The sequence below is a fragment of the Marinobacter sp. C2H3 genome, assembly GCF_037080155.1.
Lineage (GTDB): Bacteria > Pseudomonadota > Gammaproteobacteria > Pseudomonadales > Oleiphilaceae > Marinobacter.
Genome location: NZ_JBBBNZ010000007.1, coordinates 149,694 through 166,320, shown reverse-complemented (window position 1 = coordinate 166,320; position 16,627 = coordinate 149,694). Strand labels below are relative to the sequence as shown.

The 16,627-nt window shown below is 59.9% G+C and carries 18 protein-coding genes; 12 read left to right on the top strand and 6 right to left on the bottom strand.

What is annotated here, in order from left to right:
* Nucleotides 1-480: 480 nt before the first annotated feature.
* Entirely contained in the window at nucleotides 481-903 is a 423-nt protein-coding gene (locus tag V3388_RS16320; RefSeq protein WP_336368630.1) for a hypothetical protein, read from the bottom strand.
* Between the two features lie 338 nt (nucleotides 904-1,241).
* Here V3388_RS16320 and V3388_RS16315 point away from each other — a divergent pair, with 338 nt between their 5' ends.
* From V3388_RS16315 to brnA, 7 genes are all read left to right on the top strand, one after another.
* Nucleotides 1,242-3,731: a galactose oxidase-like domain-containing protein gene (locus V3388_RS16315; protein ID WP_336368629.1), complete on the top strand. Its 2,490-nt coding sequence runs from the start codon at nucleotides 1,242-1,244 to the stop codon at nucleotides 3,729-3,731.
* A 47-nt stretch (nucleotides 3,732-3,778) separates the two neighbouring features.
* A complete protein-coding gene (locus V3388_RS16310) occupies nucleotides 3,779-4,759 on the top strand; it encodes a hypothetical protein (RefSeq protein WP_336368628.1) in 981 nt (326 codons plus the stop codon).
* Between the two features lie 149 nt (nucleotides 4,760-4,908).
* Entirely contained in the window at nucleotides 4,909-5,604 is a 696-nt protein-coding gene (locus tag V3388_RS16305) for an aspartate/glutamate racemase family protein (RefSeq protein WP_336368627.1), read from the top strand.
* A 148-nt stretch (nucleotides 5,605-5,752) separates the two neighbouring features.
* Nucleotides 5,753-7,045 (top strand): hypothetical protein, encoded by a 1,293-nt coding sequence (locus V3388_RS16300; protein WP_336368626.1) that lies wholly within the window; start codon nucleotides 5,753-5,755, stop codon nucleotides 7,043-7,045.
* A 113-nt stretch (nucleotides 7,046-7,158) separates the two neighbouring features.
* On the top strand, nucleotides 7,159-8,181 hold the full coding sequence (locus tag V3388_RS16295) for a DUF2235 domain-containing protein (protein WP_336368625.1): 1,023 nt from the start codon (nucleotides 7,159-7,161) through the stop codon (nucleotides 8,179-8,181).
* A 57-nt stretch (nucleotides 8,182-8,238) separates the two neighbouring features.
* Complete coding sequence (locus tag V3388_RS16290; protein ID WP_336368624.1) at nucleotides 8,239-8,502, top strand: BrnT family toxin; 264 nt, start codon at nucleotides 8,239-8,241, stop codon at nucleotides 8,500-8,502.
* Nucleotides 8,492-8,758 (top strand): type II toxin-antitoxin system BrnA family antitoxin, encoded by a 267-nt coding sequence (gene brnA, locus V3388_RS16285; RefSeq protein WP_336368623.1) that lies wholly within the window; start codon nucleotides 8,492-8,494, stop codon nucleotides 8,756-8,758. The genes V3388_RS16290 and brnA overlap by 11 nt, the downstream gene beginning before the upstream one ends.
* A 41-nt stretch (nucleotides 8,759-8,799) precedes the next feature.
* Here brnA and V3388_RS16280 read toward each other — a convergent pair whose 3' ends face one another.
* The 3 genes from V3388_RS16280 to V3388_RS16270 form a co-directional block, all read right to left on the bottom strand.
* Nucleotides 8,800-9,198, bottom strand: a complete 399-nt coding sequence (locus V3388_RS16280) for a DUF1330 domain-containing protein (RefSeq protein WP_336368622.1) — start codon at nucleotides 9,196-9,198, stop codon at nucleotides 8,800-8,802.
* A gap of 111 nt (nucleotides 9,199-9,309) precedes the next feature.
* Nucleotides 9,310-9,858 (bottom strand): hypothetical protein, encoded by a 549-nt coding sequence (locus V3388_RS16275; RefSeq protein WP_336368621.1) that lies wholly within the window; start codon nucleotides 9,856-9,858, stop codon nucleotides 9,310-9,312.
* Nucleotide 9,859: 1 nt separating this feature from the next.
* Entirely contained in the window at nucleotides 9,860-12,082 is a 2,223-nt protein-coding gene (locus V3388_RS16270; protein WP_336368620.1) for a hypothetical protein, read from the bottom strand.
* 115 nt (nucleotides 12,083-12,197) lie between these two features.
* Between V3388_RS16270 and V3388_RS16265 the strand changes: the two genes are divergently transcribed.
* Together V3388_RS16265 and V3388_RS16260 are read left to right on the top strand one after the other, a co-directional pair.
* Nucleotides 12,198-12,464 (top strand): DksA/TraR family C4-type zinc finger protein, encoded by a 267-nt coding sequence (locus V3388_RS16265; protein ID WP_336368619.1) that lies wholly within the window; start codon nucleotides 12,198-12,200, stop codon nucleotides 12,462-12,464.
* A 141-nt stretch (nucleotides 12,465-12,605) separates the two neighbouring features.
* Nucleotides 12,606-13,352: an SDR family oxidoreductase gene (locus V3388_RS16260; RefSeq protein WP_336368618.1), complete on the top strand. Its 747-nt coding sequence runs from the start codon at nucleotides 12,606-12,608 to the stop codon at nucleotides 13,350-13,352.
* A 31-nt stretch (nucleotides 13,353-13,383) separates the two neighbouring features.
* On the opposite strand, the gene V3388_RS16255 is transcribed toward V3388_RS16260, so the two are convergent.
* Complete coding sequence (locus V3388_RS16255) at nucleotides 13,384-14,322, bottom strand: DMT family transporter (protein WP_336368617.1); 939 nt, start codon at nucleotides 14,320-14,322, stop codon at nucleotides 13,384-13,386.
* A gap of 165 nt (nucleotides 14,323-14,487) precedes the next feature.
* Here V3388_RS16255 and V3388_RS16250 point away from each other — a divergent pair, with 165 nt between their 5' ends.
* Together V3388_RS16250 and V3388_RS16420 are read left to right on the top strand one after the other, a co-directional pair.
* A complete protein-coding gene (locus tag V3388_RS16250) occupies nucleotides 14,488-14,721 on the top strand; it encodes a hypothetical protein (RefSeq protein ID WP_336368616.1) in 234 nt (77 codons plus the stop codon).
* On the top strand, nucleotides 14,708-14,971 hold the full coding sequence (locus V3388_RS16420) for a type II toxin-antitoxin system RelE family toxin (protein ID WP_442915659.1): 264 nt from the start codon (nucleotides 14,708-14,710) through the stop codon (nucleotides 14,969-14,971). Before V3388_RS16250 ends, V3388_RS16420 begins: the two co-directional genes overlap by 14 nt.
* Nucleotides 14,972-15,021: 50 nt before the next feature.
* Here V3388_RS16420 and V3388_RS16245 read toward each other — a convergent pair whose 3' ends face one another.
* Complete coding sequence (locus tag V3388_RS16245; RefSeq protein ID WP_336368615.1) at nucleotides 15,022-16,080, bottom strand: type I restriction endonuclease; 1,059 nt, start codon at nucleotides 16,078-16,080, stop codon at nucleotides 15,022-15,024.
* 116 nt (nucleotides 16,081-16,196) lie between these two features.
* Between V3388_RS16245 and V3388_RS16240 the strand changes: the two genes are divergently transcribed.
* A complete protein-coding gene (locus V3388_RS16240) occupies nucleotides 16,197-16,592 on the top strand; it encodes an SRPBCC family protein (RefSeq protein ID WP_336368614.1) in 396 nt (131 codons plus the stop codon).
* Nucleotides 16,593-16,627 lie beyond the last annotated feature (35 nt).

Here is a 16,627-nt window from a genome sequence, read left to right as displayed (position 1 = left end):
CTGCATGAAGGCCCCCAGCGGCCACTGGGGGTGGGCCTCAATTTACCCAAACACGGCAGAAATTATCCATACAAGTTACTGCATTTTGCCCTGGACTTCCACCGCTCCGCGGTTCCCAAACCGCCTGAGAGCTTTGCATTGAGACCGAAGCCTAATGAATGAAATACTAACAGGCGCTGTACTGCTTCTCGCCGGACTCGCCTGCCTCTGGGCTCTACAAATCCGGGAACGGTCAGCGTCCAAGAAAAAAACCGGCCGTTTCTCCCCGCTCATTCGCTATCTGATGTTCGGCGTCGGCTGGGTATGCGGCCTCACCGCCGTCGTTCTCGGTGCCGCCATCCTGGTCTTCGCCTACGCTGACCTGTCTGGCGGCTAATAATTCACTGGTGCCGGCGGCGGTTACCTCCGCTCCTTCGAACCAACGCTCACGATGCCTCATTAAGAGCAAACCTCGACCATCACCAAAGTGAACGGCATTCGCTACTTAACAGGCCTACCCAACTCCCTCACCAAACGTTTGATCTCGCCCGCGTCCAGAAACGCATAGGAAAAGCAGATAAACGCAATCAGCATCGAGCCCAACACCGGCAACGTGAAAAACGCCTCATCAAAAGCAACCAGGACCCCGAACACCAGATAACAGACGCCCAGCGCAAACGCCGTCCTGTGTGACCCGTGGTGCTTTACGGTGTAATACCCTGCTCGCACCAACCAGAACAGAAACACCAGAAGCATCACGAACCCAAACACGCTGGGCCCGCCCATTCGGCTTGCGATCGTCCAGTGGTCCTGCTGCCAGAAGGTCACCAACTGCATCACCACCAGGGCCGCTGTCAGGATCAACACCAGCAGAAACCCCAGTCGCCGGAATTCGCTCAGCCGTGGGGTGGAGGATTGGGGCATGGTGTGTCTCCCTGAACTATTTCGATGAGTCTCCAAACGAATAGGGAAAGCATACTGTAACCTGGCAAGCAGGTCTAAGTTTTGGAGCAATATGGCCACGATAAAGACATACATAAAGCGTGACCCGGTTTAATAAATACGTATATAAATACGCCATATATTTCGGTGGTGTCCCGTTTATCAATTAACCCCTAAATACTTCCCGAAATGACAAGTATTAATTGCAACTCTCCCCAACCTTATCCCGTACCCCTTTTTGGCTCCCCGGCTTTCTGCCGGGAGGAAATACAACAATAAGGCAGTGGCGCACCGGATGCCGTCTGCCAGGAGAGAGCTACATGTCTGTTCAAAAACCCTACCTCAAAACCTCATTGGCTACGGCCATTGCGCTCACCCTCGCCGGCACGGCACCTGCCCACGCGGGGCTGTTTGGCAACCTGCTTGGCGGGGACGGTGCCAGCGCCGGCGATGGTTACCCCTCCGAAGTCACCGGGGACGGCGGTTCGTTCAGCGAGCCGTTTGCGGAACCCACCATTCAGGTGGACGGCCAGCAGGTGGCCACCGATCAGCGGTGCATCCCGGAGGCGGACGGTTCCCTGCAGTGCAAGCCGGCGGCTGGCACCATTGCCGTGCTGGGGGATGGCCGCTTCCTGTACCTGAACGCCCTGGAGGGCACGGAGAACGCGGAACTGGCGGTGATTGCGCAGTTCGGGGAGATTTCCGTGAACGATCAGTCCCGGGTGATGACGCTGGATGAGAACGATCAGCCAACCTGGGTGAAGCCCTCCCCCATTGATGGCGGCGCCAATCCGGACGGGAATGACAGCACTACGCTGACCGGTGGACTTCTGGACACCGCGGACAACACCGCTAAAAACGATGGCGCGCTGTTCTGCGCCGATGTGGCGTTCCTGGCGGACGGCCGGATGATTGCTGTGGGCGGCACGGACTACTATTCCGAGCCGGGCATCGACGGGCTGCCGGTGGGCGTGGTGGAACTGGAAGGCCTGAAGTCCTCCCGGATTTTTGATCCGGACACCAACACCTGGAGCCAGAGCGGCGATATGCAGTATGGCCGCTGGTACCCGAGCCTAGTGGGCCTGGCCAACGGCGATCTGTTCGTGGCCAGCGGCGTCACCAAGCTGCTCAAGCCGGTGTACCCGGACGATCCCATCCAGTCCGGCCGTAACGTGGCCCAAACGGAAACCTACGATACGGACACCGGCACCTGGAGCGACAACGGCGCCGCCGCCCAGCGCTCGCTGCCGCTGTTCCCGCGCATGCACCTGCTGCCCAACGGCTACGTGTTCTACAACGCCGGCGGCCAGGCGTTTAACCCGTTTGGCCAGGCGTATGACCAGGCCCTGTGGAACATCGTGGGCGCCTACAACCCGCAGACCAAGCAGTGGACGGATCTGGGCTACGCCGGCCTGCCCCTGCGCCTGAACGACGTGGGCCTGGACGCCCTGAGCACCACCCTGAACCCCACCAACCTGAGCGCCGATCAGGTGCAGCGCCTGCTGGGCGACCTGGTGGGCAAGACCCTGGACGACCCCACCGCGGCCATCGGCCAGTTGCTGGGCGTGCCGGTGGACGACCGGGCCCTGGAGCGGGCCATTGGCTCCGGCATGCGCGGGTCTACCTTCTCCATCCAGCTGCCCCTGCGCCCGGACAGCAACGGCGGTTACCACAAGTCCGAGTTCCTGACCGCCGGTGGCGTGCCCACCTACGTGGCGGCGGGCAGCCCGGGCGGTTACTTGCCGGTGTCGTCCTCGCGCATTGATACGGTGGTCACCAACGGCGACGACATGGCCTACGAGTCCCGCCTGACCGGCTCCCTCAACCAGCCCCGCTGGTACGGCTCCGGCGTGATGATGCCGGACAACAGTGTGATGGTGTTCTCCGGCGGTACCCGGGACGGCGTGACCCTGACCGGGCTGGAAGGCGCGATCATCCAGGCGGAGCGGTTTGATATCGAGACCGAGACCTGGAAGCCCATGGCCCTGGCGCACCGGGAGCGAACCTACCACAACACCGCCGTGCTGATGCCAGACGGCCGGGTGCTGGTGGGCGGCCATTCGCCGATCAACACCGCCTACCTCTCGTTCGTGAATCTGGATGAGCTGGGCTTTGCGGACTACGCCGGGCGGGATCCGTCCTTTGAGATCTACACCCCGCCCTACGCCACCCGGGACGATCGCCCGACCATCCGGACGGCGCCGGTCGCCCTGCTGGGCAACGGAGGCCAGTTCGATATCCAGACCGACCGCACCGACATCGACCAGGTGATGCTGATTCGCCGCAAGGCCACCACCCACTTGGTGGACGGCGACCAGCGCACGGTGGTGCTGCCGATCATCGCCCGCAACAACAAGACGGTCACCGTGAAGGTCACCAAGAACCGTGCCGTGCTGCCGGCGGGCCAGTACATGCTGTTTGTGAGCTACAAGGCGGATGACGGCATGCGTTTGCCGTCCAAATCCACGCCGGTGGCCGTGCTGACCGATCCCAGCAACCCCACCGGCCCGCTGCCCCAACAGCTGGCGCCGGCGCCGGAAGACACCGGCAGCGACGGCGGCCTGCTTAGCGGGCTGCTTAACATCGGCAACAACGGTGGCTCCCTGCTCGATCCGATTCTGGACCTGAGCTCCGGCGGCATCAGCGCCGTACCGACCCTGGGGCAGCTCCAGGACGGCACGCCGCAATTGCTGAACGAAGCCGGTGTGGCCATTGAAGGCGGTGCCTCGGTGCTCAAGCAGACCATCGACGGCACGCCGGTGGCCCTGCAGGGGCTTATCGTGGACTTCACCAGCCTCAGCAGCCTGTGATGCGCTGGGTCCCTTGGAGTCTCCCCCTTCGGGGGGAGCTTTTCGCGTTGTTTATCCTGGCCAGCCTGCTGTGGACGGCGGGCGCCTACGGCCACGGTGCCGACGCGGAATCCGGCAAGGGAACGGTGCGGGTGGTGCTGGATGCCCTGCCACCGGAACTGGCGGCCCTGCGGGTGCAACTGCGCCGGACGCTGGCGCCCCAGTTACTGGTGGCCAATCCCACGGACCAGCCGCTGACCGTTAGCGATGAGCAAGGCCGGGCGTTCCTGCGCATCGGCCCGGAGGCAACCGAGGGCGATCTGGGCGCGGCCGCATTCCACCGCTCCAACACCCTGATGGCGCCGGGCACCATCCCGGCGGACGCCTCCGGCAAGCCCCGCTGGACGATGGTGGAGGCCACCCCAAACTGGGGCTGGTTTGATCTGCGCCTGCGGACCGATCCGGTAGACGTGCCCCATTCGGTAGTGGATGCCGGCAAACGGGCCACCGTGGGCCGCTGGTCCGTGTCGGTCACCTTGGGCGGCACCGCAAGCGCCATCGCCGGGCACTTCGAGTACGTGCCGCCGGCCCGTGGCATCGCCCAGGCCCAGGTAACGGATACCGGCGCCCTGCAAGGCCTAGCACTGGTACGGGCCATGCCCGGCAGCGCCCGGCCGGGGGTGTTTGTCTCATACCGGGGCAACAAGCCGCTCACGCTGATGGGCGCCGAGGGCGAGCCGTTCCTGAAGTTCTCCCGGAACGGCGTGGAAACCAACCTTCACAGCCCCACCTGGGCCACCGTTGCCCCACCCGGCTCGCCCGGGTTCGTGGCGGCGGCGGAAGGCGCCGGCGCACGCTGGGCCAGCGTCTCCCGCAGCCGAAGCTACGGTTGGATTGAGCCGAGGGCGGCCTCCGCTGGCCCGATTGAAGACGCGGACCGACCCCAGGTGATCAAGCACTGGAACATTCCGCTCCGGATCGGCGATACCGCCAGCCGTATTGACGGCGTGACGCGCTGGGTGCCGGTGGCGAACGTTGCGGCTAACTGAGCGATAACGGCCCCGGGCGGGCGCTGACCTGTCCGGGCACCTTGATCGACGCTCCCCACCCTTGCCCAACCTTGGCATTTCTGGTTCTGTACGTGGAGACAACGGCCGCTTGCCCCCTCTGGCGCGCCGCTTCCAACACAGGACACTCCATGAAAACCATCGGCCTCATCGGCGGCATGAGCTGGGAAAGCACCGTCAGCTACTACCGCGCCCTCAACGAGCAGGTCAAAGCCGCCCTCGGCGGCCTGCATTCTGCCCAAATCGTGCTGTACAGCGTGGATTTCGAGCCCATTGAGAAGCTCCAGCACGCCGGCGACTGGCCAGCGCTCGCGGAGCATCTGGTGGACGCGGCCAAGAGCCTGGAAGCGGCCGGCGCGAACGGTTTGCTGATCTGTACGAACACCATGCACAAGGTAGCGCCGGAGATTGAGCGCAGCGTCGCCCTGCCCCTGCTGCACATCGCGGATGCCACCGGTGAGGTGCTGGTGCGGGATGGCGTGAAAACCGTCGGGCTTCTGGGTACGGCGTTCACCATGGAGCAGGCGTTCTACAAAGACCGGCTGGCCGAGCGCTTTGGACTGAACGTGCTGGTGCCAGGCGACGCGGACCGCCGGCGTGTGCACGATATCATCTACCAGGAGCTGTGCTTGGGCATTCTCCGGCCGGAGTCTAGAGAGGCCTATCTGAACATCGTGAACGAACTGGCGCAGGCGGGCGCGGAGGCGGTGATTCTTGGTTGTACAGAGATCGGGCTGCTGATCAACCAGCAGGATACCGAGGTGCCGCTTTACGACACCACTGCCTTGCATGCCACCAAGGCGGTGGAGTGGGCATTGGAGGGTTGAGGCCACACTGGCCCGGCCGCTTTCAAAACCGTGATCCACGCCGGCCAACGCCCTTAACCCCTGCCCCGGGATGGGGTACTATTCGCTCAATAACGCCCGGCACCCACCGTGCCGGAGCTCAGGGAACTGATCGCCAAAAAGGGATTTTATGAAACGCGTCCTGCTCGTTCTTGCCGTGCTTGTTGTTGCCGGCCTTGCCACCGCTCAATACCGAATTTCCAGCGGGGTCACCGAAGGCCTCGAGGCTGCGAAGCGCAGCATGTACCCCTACGTTTCCATGGAATACGGCGACGTCGACACCACCCTTGACGGAAAAATCGAAATCAACAAGGTGTTGTTCACGCAGCCGTCCACCGGGCGCCAGATTTCCACCGACCGAATTGCGCTGGACACCGGAAGCCTCTGGGCGCTATTCAGTCTGAAAGACACCGTGAAACAGCATCGTGTTCCGGAGCAGTTGAGCCTGGTGATTGAGGGGCTGGGCGTGGATTCCGCCATCATGAGCATGCTGGACCAGCAAGCATCAGGCAGTATGACGTACAGCCGGTTTGATGCCGCAGGCTGCGGTGATCGCGACGCATTTAGCCGCGCGGATATGTCCGCCATGGGCTTTTCCAAACTGACGGTCGATATGACGGTCGGTTATCACCTGCTGGCGGGTGGCGATGAGATTAAAGTGACGGTGGATTCCGCGGCCCGCGACCTGACCGGTATCCGCGCGGACATGACCATTCGCATGCCCCGGCCAATCAATGACGGCGGCCCATCCGCTGATATTGCCCAGAACTCAGTGCTCACCAAAGCCTCTGTCAAGCTGACCGACCTGGGCGCTAACGCTCGGGTTCAGGCCTTCTGCAAGGGCGAAACCGGCCTGTCGACCGCTGCCTACCTGGACGCCCACATGAACAGCTGGAAGGCCCTATGGAAAGACCTGGGCCTGAAGCCCAGCAACAGCCTGGTGGCCGTCTACAACGATTACATCCAACACCCTGGCAGCACCCTGACGTTCAGCATGGAGCCCTTCCCGCCCCTGGAGCTTGGTGACCACTACATCAGCCCGGACCCCGCTTACCTGAGTGATCGGCTGAATCCGAAGCTGGGCACGGAATCCACCGGCCTGCGGCCGATCCGCGTCACGGAAATTCCGGCCGCTGAGGACGAGACTCCCGCCGTCGCAACGGCAAAAGCCGAACCGAAAACAGAGGCCAAGCCGGCCGCCGAGTCAGCCCTCAAACGCACGACTCCGGGCCCGCTGGCCATTTCCGAACTGGACCAGCACCTGCGCCATGACGTGCGCATCTGGCTCAACAACGGCCGCCGCATGGACGGCCGCATCCAGGCGGTGGCGGGCCAGACCCTTACCCTGAAACGCTATCTGCACGGCGGCACCATGGTGGTGCCGGTGAGCCTTGGGGATATCCGACAGGTGTCCCTGAGGTAACCGGCGACGGCTCACGGGCAGCGCGCCAGCACCTAGCTCGCCTGCCCTCACGCCGAATGCCCGCGCCGCTTGCAGACGGATCTGCAAGCCACTGGACGACAGGAGGTCGCCCCATGAAACGCATCGCTATCTGCTTTGACGGCACCTGGGACCGCCCGGAGCAAACCCTGGGCGAGGATTTCCCCACCAACGTTCTGCAGTTCGCCCGCGCGATTCGCCCCTCCGACGGCCGGGGCACGGAACAGGTCGTGTTCTACGACTGGGGCATCGGCTCCTATCACGACAAGCTGGTGGCGGGCGCAACCGGCTTCGGGCTCGAAAAGAACGTGATGGACGGCTATCGCTTTCTGGTCCACAACTACGAGCCCGGCGATGAGATCTTTCTGTTCGGCTTCAGCCGCGGCGCATACACCGCCCGCAGCCTCTGCGGCATGATCAACAACTGCAGCATCCTGCGCAAAGAGCACGCCAACCGCATCGAGGAAGGCTTCCGGCTCTACAAGACCAAAAAGCACAAACCGAACGGCGACCATTCACTGGACTGGAAACGCCGCTACGCCGTGGCCGAGCGCACCCGCATCAAATTCGTCGGCGTATGGGACACCGTCGGCGCCCTGGGCCTGCCGTTCACCTTCTTCGGGATGATCAAGGATCAGGACCTGTTCTACGATCGCAAGATCGGCAGCAACATCGACGTTGCCCGCCACGCCCTGTCTCTGGATGAACAGCGGGAGGATTTCGAGCCCACGCTCTGGGAGCAGCGCGAGGACGTGGATCTGGAACAGGTCTGGTTCGCGGGCGTGCATTCAGACGTTGGCGGCGGCTACCCGCCGGACGCCAACGGCTGCACACTGGCCGATATTCCCCTAATCTGGCTCGCCGAAGAAGCCCAGAAGCACAACCTGGTCTTCGCGCCGTTCATCCAGAAGCCCACCGACCCGGCCGCTCGCCAGCACAACGAATATAAGGGCAAATACAAACTCTTAGGCAAACGCATCCGGCAAATTCCGCCACCTGAAAAGCAGCGCACCTGGGTGCACGCCAGCGTGCCCGCGCGCTACAAGACAGGCTACACCAGCGAGCCGCTTGAGAACTATCGCAAAGCATTTGGTGACTGGCCGCCGATTTGGAAATGACGTGGGCGACCTGCAACACGCCTTGTTGCTTGAGGAAAAAAGGAATACTTTATACTCATGGAAGCGTTTGAATTTGACGAGTTAAAGAGTCAAATCAACCTCGATAAGCATGGAATGGATTTCGTCTCCGCCCAAGATCTATGGAAGGATCCCGGCTTGTTGGAGATCCGCGCAAAGTCAGAGGACGAGCCACGTTACTTGGTGATTGGCAAAATTGGAGAGCGGCACTGGTCGGCAGTCATCACTTACAGGGCGCAGAAAATTCGTATTATTTCGGTGAGACGCTCTCGAAAAAAAGAGGTGGAACTCTATGAAAGCTAAAGAGTTTGATCAGAAGTTTGAAGAGGGCCTGGAAGATGTCGTGGATGATCTCGATCTCTCCAGTGCCCGGCGCGTCAATCAGGATCAGAAAAGAATCAACGTCGATTTTCCCTTATGGGTCGTCGAATCGCTGGACCGAGAGGCGGCGCGGATCGGCGTAACCCGCCAGTCCATCATCAAAGTATGGCTGGTCGAGCGCCTTCAGGCTGAGGCCGCCAGCCGGCCCGACAATGACAGAACGTCGAATACCCACTAAGTTCCAATTCCGGTCAGCGCCCTGCCGACCAGAGGCGCGCGTCAGTCCGCCAGCATGGGAACCAGCCGGGAGTCCTCCATCGCCGCCGTGCGGTGATGCACAATGGCCTTGTAGTCGTCGCTGCCGATCATGCTCATAAACGCATCCAGCGACGGATACCGCACCAGCAGCACCTCATCCCACTGCTCTCCCTGCGGACCAATCAACGTGCCGGTCGGCGCGCCGGACCACACCAGCTCGGCGCCAACGGCCTGAAGGCACGGCAGCGCGCCGCGTCCGTATTCCTTGTAAGCCGCCCAGCCGGAACCCCCCTCCCGGCCATCCTCATACGCCGCCTGTTCCCGGAACTTCAACAGGTTCAGCATCACCACCGGCTGGTCCTTTGGCGTGTTTTTGATCACCTGGGCGATGGCGTCGGACGTGGGGTTGACGGTTTTCATGAGGCTCGCTCCCATTATTGTCGTTGCGGCATTTAGTTAGAAGCCTAAGGGGTTAGCCCGCCATCATCGCTTAAACGCCACCCGTCCGACAATGCCGAAGAGGCCCGATATCTAAAACTCACCGGCTTCATGGCGAGTCGCGATCTCTTTGAACAGATCAAACAGACCATCGTCAAATAGCCAGGGGTCACCCATCAGAAACATCTCGCAGAATGGTCCGTCAGGTGGAAGTGTGGAGTGTTCAATGCGGTTTAGGTTATCGAAGGAATAGCCCGGGATATTGTCACCGCCGAACCCTACGCCTCGGGTAACTCCGAGGGTTTCACCCGCCACCACCGCGCGAACGTTAAACTTGTCAGGCGGGACCGCATTGGGATGGTCTGGAGGCAGGAAAAACCGTTCAACTGTATCCACAAACCAGCGCGCGCCTTCAATCGGGTATTCGTACTGCTGGATGGCAGTGCGGCCTGTTTTACCATTCCTATCTGGTAGCGATATTTTATTGTTGATAATCAGGTAGCTGCTCTTAATATAAAAGTTCCATATTTCTGAACTAACCTCAGGGCCGAATTTTTGAGTACTTTCTCCCACCTTTATATATCCAGGTGGAAGATCTTCGGGGTCAACAAATGGCCACGGCTTTAGCTTTTGGCAATCCATCCTACTCTCCAACCTCAAGCAGTTTTAGTTCGACAATATTCACATAGGCTTCCGCATCCTCCTCACTCACACCTGTCATTGCACGAAACGTTTTAGGATTTTTCTCGATTGTTAACGTTTCCAAAGCGCCATACACAATATTTTTATCGTCTGATAACGAGGTATGTTTTGTGAGACCGTTACCTAAAAAGTGCTCATTTGCACCTACAATTGATTGTACCCTGAGCCGACTTTCAAATCTGGTTATTTGCTTAGTATTTAAACCCATTTCTAACAACATCTCTTTTCTTAATCCTGGCTTTTTTGATTGATAAGGCCCAAGAAGCTTGTATATTTTCGAATACCTCGCCTGATAAGTTAGCGTCATTATCTCGTCCAAAATGTCGGCATCCAAAGCATAGTTATCTGAATTGTCTCGTATGAATTTCTTCAAATTTTCGAATGTCGGTATGAACGTCTTTGCGCCAGAGCTTTTCTGGGCAACGTCTTTATCAATCACCACCAACCGATAACTCGCCTCTGAGTCATAATTTACTCCAATCTGCTCAGCAATCAGCTTTGGGCAGGTATCAGAAGGCTCAATCTGATCCAGCGTCGTCGACCAATAGCGAACGTGGCCCCTGGCATCCGGTTTTCCGAGCATACCCGCCATGGCGCCCTCGGGTTGGCCGCGACCATCCACATGACGTTTCTCCACCAGGCGCACAATGAACCGATCGTTATCCAGGCCTTCCTGAGCCAGCTGCAACAGTTCTTCCTGGGTGTACTTGGGAGCAAATCCGCCACGGGCGATCAGGCGCTTTCGCGATGCCGCCAGAGCGGCTCTTGCCTCCTCAAAGGTGTTGACTGCCAGGCGACGGCTGGCAAGGCTTCGCAGCTTTAACTCGATACCGTCCGGTTTTGGACGGCAGGCACTTTCGCATAGGCCGCCGGTTTCGACGTTGTAGTGGTAACGGGTTTGGTAACTGACTTTCAGGCGGGCGGCAAGCTTCCGCAACGTCGGGGCCAACGGCGCCAGCTTCCGTAAATAACGTGGCGCCGAGGCCGCAACGCCGGCACCGCTCGCACCTGCCAGCAGGATTGCGAGCACAAGCTCAAACAGCATTGCGCCGGCAACGTAGCTCAATTCCATACTGTCCTGGGCTTGCACGAAGTCGACAGCGAATCGGACCAGCATCTCGCGGGATTCATTATCGGCAACGAGCAGACTGGCTGCCTCATAGGCCTCAGATAACTGCTCTGACGTTACTTGGGAGGGGTCGAACCCCAGCGCCTCAACAATGGCCCGTTTGTTCGCAGAGTCGTAATCCTTTTGAAACGCTTCCATCCACTGATCATTTGAGCTATTTCGGGTTGCATTCCAGGCCGACTGCAACGCCCGGCCCAGAAAACCAATATGGCTCAGGCTCACGATCGAACGAGTATTTGCGAGCAGGCCCGCCGCCCCGTCCAATAAGCCCTGGTAGCCGGCCGCAAAATGGAAGCCGGCCTTTAGGTTTAGCGGCAACTTATTCAGGCTTTCATCAAGCCGCTCTCCTTCTCGCTTTTCGCGAGCCAGGATGCCTTTAAGCTCACCCTGGAGCTGACTGCGAAGAATCGCCAGCTCACCCGCCTTTGCTGGTTGACCGAAGCGCACATCAACAACCGGGTCCGCAAGGCCAGTCACGCGGGCGCGCCCATCGCTGTCCAGAACTCCAGATACCTGGCTGCTTAACCCTTGAACCGCATAAGGCGCACCGGTAACACCGGTGCCATCTGGCCACCGATAGATCAGATCGAGGGTTTTCGTCCCCCGGGGGCTGTCGGCTGGCCGGGCCGGAACTGGCGGGACATAGTCGGGTTCAATGGCAGGCCAGAGGCTGTCCGACTTCTGTAACGGAGAAGATCCGGCGCCGCTTCCCCCGCTTTCCAGATACTCGGTAATGTGTCTTGTCAGCTGCGGCGGTAGATTTTTCAGAAGCGCCTCTGGGGTAACTCGGCGGTTCTCGAAAATCCCCGGGCTCGCTCCGCTGGCGTCAAACAACAGACGCTCACCGGTGGCCAGCTGTTCCAGCAACTCACCGCGCTTTTCACCGGGAAGCAGGTTCTCAATCGGATCGCGACGGCTTGTGTACGGGCTCAGCACGTCGCTGACTATGTCGACGGCGCGCACCGGGTGCACCAGCGTGAGCAATGAAGAAGGAGAATGCGGGAGGTCCGTCACGTCCGTGAGACGGTAGCTCATTGGGTCATGTCCTTATGGTTTCGGGTGCAGGCGGCCTCCTGGCCGTCTCAAATCTGCGGTTAGGATACAATGATCGGAGTCCGTTTCTCCACACCCACAAATAATGGAGGTCGCTATGGCCGGTGGATGGTCACGGGATGGCGCCGTTCAGGACCAGATCGACGCCAGCGTTGAGGAAGAGATTGAGCGGGCGCGCAGCCAGCTTGGCCACGGCGAGAGCGCCAAGGAATGCGACGAGTGCGGCGCGCCGATTCCGGAGGCCCGTCGGAAGGCCATTCCGGGGGTGAGACTGTGCATCGAGTGCCAACAGGCCCGGGAGCAATCCCAGACCCGGGACGGCGGGATCAATCGGCGCGGCAGCAAGGACAGCCAACTCCGATAGCGGGCTGCCGCCCCCGGCCCTGCCACTCGTTAACCCGGCCAGCGCTCTGGCCTGCGGTGCCGGTGGTGTTTGCCGGCGGAACGCGGTAGCGTCTTGCTCGTTTGCCATCGTGACACCACGCTATAACAACAGGGACACCTCATGCGTACCAACATTTTGATCACTGGCGCCAGCACCGGCCTTGGCGAAGGCATGGCCCGGGCCTGGGCGGCGAAAGGCTGCAACCTGGCGCTGTGCGCCCGTAACGCGGGCAAGCTGGAGGCACTTCAGCGGGAACTGCAGCAGGCCTACCCCAGCATCCGGGTTTTGGTGCGAGGCCTCGACGTCTGCGATTACGATCAGGTGTTTGAGGTGTTCGAAGGGTTCCGCAGCGAGCTGGGGCAACTGGACAGGGTGGTGGTCAACGCCGGTATCGGCACTTCCCAGCCCATCGGGCGGGGGCATTTCGCCGCCAACCGGCAGACTGCAGAAACCAACTTTGTGGCGGCCATCGCCCAGTGCGAGGCGGCCATGGGCATTTTCCGGGCGCAGAACAGCGGCCACCTGGTGCTGATGTCCTCGGTCAGCGGCGTGCGCGGCTTCCGGGGCGCCATGAACGTCTACGCTGCCACCAAGGCCGCCGTTGCGGGCCTGGCGGAAGGCCTGCAGTTGGATACTCTGGGCACACCCATTCGCGTGACCAATATCCTGCCGGGCTACATCCTCACGGACATCAACCGGGACACCAAAAACGCGCCTTTCCGCGTGGATCTGGACACCGGTGTGAAAGCCCTGGTGAAAGCCATCGATTCAGAAAAGCGCCGTGCCTACGTGCCCTGGTGGCCCTGGACGCCCCTGAGCTACGTGCTCAAGGCCCTGCCCTTCAAGGTGTTTGCCAAGGCCATGTAGCCGTGGCGATGTCGCGCTGGCGAAGCGGGCTTCAGACGCTGCGGGCGGCGGCTCTGGCGTTCTGCAGCAGCTTCCCGCCGCCAATGCTCGCCAGCACCAGCACCATGCCAGCCCATTGCCAGGTGCCCAGGCGCTCGTCCGGGAACAGCGCCATGGCCGCCGTTACCGTCACCACCGGGCCGAACATGGCCACAACGCCGGCCTCCGCCGCGCTCGCCCGGTGAACCCCCTCAAACATCAGGAAGAACGGCAGCACCGTCGAAAACACCACCAGCACAACCATCCAACCCAATGCCGGGGCCGGCAACGCCAGCTCGCTCACGGGCAGGCCCGGCAACAGGAACACCGCCATCAGGACCAGCGTGACGCTGTTGGACACCTGGTTGAACCGGACCGAGCCCAGGGTTTTCATTACCCGCTGGCTGACGGTCAAAAACAGCGCGTAGCAGGTGGCAGCTCCCAGGCCATAGAGCATGCCGGCGGTCGACACGGTCCCGCCCTGCCAGCCGGGCAGCAGCATCGCGATGCCCACCCAGGCCCCCACGAACATGGCGACCTGAAGCCGGGGCGGCCAGCGGTGAGACTGCAGCGCCTGGAGCGCAATGATGATCGCCGGAAACAGGTACAGCACCATCCGAGAGAGGCTGGCCCCCAGCTCATGAATGGCGTTGAAATCGCAAAGGGTGCTGATGAAAAACAGCGCACCGCTGATGCCGCAGCCGATCCAGTCCCGACGGGTCAACCGGAGCTTTTCCCGGTTACGCCCGAGCCACACCGCCCCCAGCCAGAACAGCGGCACCGCCAGCACAAACCGCCAGATCAGCAATGCATCCACAGACACCCCGTACTGGTACACCAGCCGCGCAAAAATGCCCTTCAGCGCCATGCCCAGGGTGGCCACGGCGACCAGCGTAAGGCCGGACTGCCACAGGGATGGGGCGGTTTGCGAAGGTGTGGCGGGCTGGGTCATTCGTGGTCGTTCGTCGGCTGGAGATTGCATTATGATGCCGCGGCGCCGGGGATATTCCCAATGAAAAGGCGGACTTCTATGCATTCCATTAGCGCATCTCAACACCTCGCTGCTTTGGTGCTATGATGTTTTGACGTTTTAATGGAACGAAGGTCATAGACGTATATGAACGAGGCACCCAAACGCTCAACGGTGTACTTTGATCCGCAACTGCACGCCGCACTGAGATTGAAAGCCGCCGTTACCAACCGGTCGCTTTCCGACATCGTCAACGAGGCCGTGCGCGCAGCGTTTGCCGAAGATCAGGAAGATCTTGCGGCGTTTGAAGACCGGGTATCGGAGCCGACAATGAGCTATGAGGCCCTTCTGAATGATTTGAAGGCGCATGGCAAGCTATAAGCTCGCTTTCCGTAAATCCGTGTCCAAGGACTTGCGGCCAATACCGAATATGGACGTTGCAAGAATTCTCGACCGTATCCAGTCACTGGCCGAAGACCCCCGGCCTCCGGGAAGCGAGAAACTCTCCGGGCAGGAACGTTACCGGATTCGACAGGGTGTTTATCGGATTATCTATGAGATAGCCGATGATCTTCTGATTGTCACCGTCGTTAAGGTTGCTCATCGGCGGGAGGTTTACAGGCGGAGCTGAGCTTCCGGCAGCCCCACCCGATGCCCTTCCGGCTGCGCATAGCAAGCGGTCTAGTAGGTCGAGGCGGTTGAAACCAGGACATCTTCAAACTTGAAGATGTCGTCCAGGGAATCAATGGGATGCCTCGTCTCGTTCTTTTCCTCATCGAACAAACCGATGTATTTCTGAGCCCTGTTGAAATGAAGGCGGCACAGCGGTTTTCGGTTGTTGTCGTCAACCAACACCCCGCAGTAACTTTTCGTGTCGCGCATGGTTATTCTCTCTGCGCCGAGATGCCGTCTTACGATGGCTTTGACAATGTTAAAGCCTTCGATTTCATCGTCCGTTGTAACGATGCCATTCCCTTCGTCTTCGTCCAGAACAGCGGCGTCACTCGATTCATCAGAACCGTTGAAGCTGCTCATCGCGCTCTGTAACCGATGATTGATCTGTTCGTTCAGGAACTGAGCCATTGCTTTCTTCACGATCGGCTGAAAATCATGCTTTACCGATTGGGTTAATTTCCCCTCGTAAACCCTACCGGCAAGCAGCTTCACAATCTCTTCATCCGGATCCCTAAAAATCTGCTGTATCACCCGCCGGACCTGATTTGAGTATTTCATCTCACCGGCAGAATTCAGCACGTCTTCAAGATCAAATTGATCCTTGGAGAGCTTTTTGAGCTCAGGAACCAACGAATCATCAAGATTCTCGAGATCCAGCTCCAGAAAGGGCCGCTCATCCATCTTGTTGGCCGCATCCAGATCACTGAAAAACTGGTAGCTGGTTCCGTTGGTAAGCAGCGCGATACGGGCCGATGTCACCGAGAAGTATCGGAAAAGCTGGGAGGCATGTTTTAAGGTCAGCTTTTCACCATATTTCTTGGCTTCGACCAAAATCTGCATTTCGCCGGAATGGCGAATTGCGTAATCGACCTTTTCACCTTTCTTCGTGCCCGTATCAGCAGTGAACTCCGGTATCACTTCGTCTGGGTTAAAAATGTCATAGCCGAGAACGGTGTGGATAAAGGGCATAACGAGGGCATTTTTCGTCGCCTCTTCCGTTTCCAGGCTGTCCTTGACCCTGTCAATTTTGGATACCAATCCGAGCAGTTTGTCTTTAAATTCCATCTGATGGCTCTCCGTTTTGACCATACGTTTGAGCTTAGGACAGACGTGCCAGATGCGCTAATTCGGGCGACAGATCATGACAACGCTGAACAGCAAACAACGGAGAGGGCTATCTCATGCAAGACGTCCAACACATCACCATCTACATCCATCTCGCGCCGGCGGCGGTGTATGCCTTCGCCCGAAACCCGGAAAACCTGCCTCTATGGGCCGCCGGGCTGGCACAGTCAACCGTCACGCGCGAGGGCGATAGCTGGGTCGCGGACGCTCCTTTCGGCCGGGTGCGGATTCAGTTTGCGCCTGAGAATCCGTTCGGCGTGATGGACCATGACGTCACGCTGCCGTCCGGCCAGGTGGTGCACAACCCCATGCGCGTGGTGCCCAATGGGGACGGGAGTCAGTTCACCTTCACCCTCCTACGCCAGCCGGGCATGACCGATGAGCAGTTCGCAGCGGACGCGAAGGCGGTTGCCACGGATCTGAAAACGTTGAAGAATTGGCTGGAACGATAACCCATTCCGGTTGTTATCCCTCGGTCAAGGAGAAT

Coding starts and splice junctions, on each gene's coding strand:
- V3388_RS16290 (WP_336368624.1), top strand. CDS start 8,239: ATGGAAGCGTTTGAATTTGACGAGTTAAAGAGTCAAATCAACCTCGAT.
- V3388_RS16305 (WP_336368627.1), top strand. CDS start 4,909: ATGAAAACCATCGGCCTCATCGGCGGCATGAGCTGGGAAAGCACCGTC.
- V3388_RS16280 (WP_336368622.1), bottom strand. CDS start 9,198: ATGAAAACCGTCAACCCCACGTCCGACGCCATCGCCCAGGTGATCAAA.
- V3388_RS16315 (WP_336368629.1), top strand. CDS start 1,242: ATGTCTGTTCAAAAACCCTACCTCAAAACCTCATTGGCTACGGCCATT.
- V3388_RS16300 (WP_336368626.1), top strand. CDS start 5,753: ATGAAACGCGTCCTGCTCGTTCTTGCCGTGCTTGTTGTTGCCGGCCTT.
- V3388_RS16320 (WP_336368630.1), bottom strand. CDS start 903: ATGCCCCAATCCTCCACCCCACGGCTGAGCGAATTCCGGCGACTGGGG.
- V3388_RS16295 (WP_336368625.1), top strand. CDS start 7,159: ATGAAACGCATCGCTATCTGCTTTGACGGCACCTGGGACCGCCCGGAG.
- V3388_RS16265 (WP_336368619.1), top strand. CDS start 12,198: ATGGCCGGTGGATGGTCACGGGATGGCGCCGTTCAGGACCAGATCGAC.
- V3388_RS16260 (WP_336368618.1), top strand. CDS start 12,606: ATGCGTACCAACATTTTGATCACTGGCGCCAGCACCGGCCTTGGCGAA.
- V3388_RS16245 (WP_336368615.1), bottom strand. CDS start 16,080: ATGGAATTTAAAGACAAACTGCTCGGATTGGTATCCAAAATTGACAGG.
- V3388_RS16255 (WP_336368617.1), bottom strand. CDS start 14,322: ATGACCCAGCCCGCCACACCTTCGCAAACCGCCCCATCCCTGTGGCAG.
- V3388_RS16240 (WP_336368614.1), top strand. CDS start 16,197: ATGCAAGACGTCCAACACATCACCATCTACATCCATCTCGCGCCGGCG.
- V3388_RS16275 (WP_336368621.1), bottom strand. CDS start 9,858: ATGGATTGCCAAAAGCTAAAGCCGTGGCCATTTGTTGACCCCGAAGAT.
- V3388_RS16270 (WP_336368620.1), bottom strand. CDS start 12,082: ATGAGCTACCGTCTCACGGACGTGACGGACCTCCCGCATTCTCCTTCT.
- V3388_RS16250 (WP_336368616.1), top strand. CDS start 14,488: ATGAACGAGGCACCCAAACGCTCAACGGTGTACTTTGATCCGCAACTG.
- brnA (WP_336368623.1), top strand. CDS start 8,492: ATGAAAGCTAAAGAGTTTGATCAGAAGTTTGAAGAGGGCCTGGAAGAT.
- V3388_RS16420 (WP_442915659.1), top strand. CDS start 14,708: ATGGCAAGCTATAAGCTCGCTTTCCGTAAATCCGTGTCCAAGGACTTG.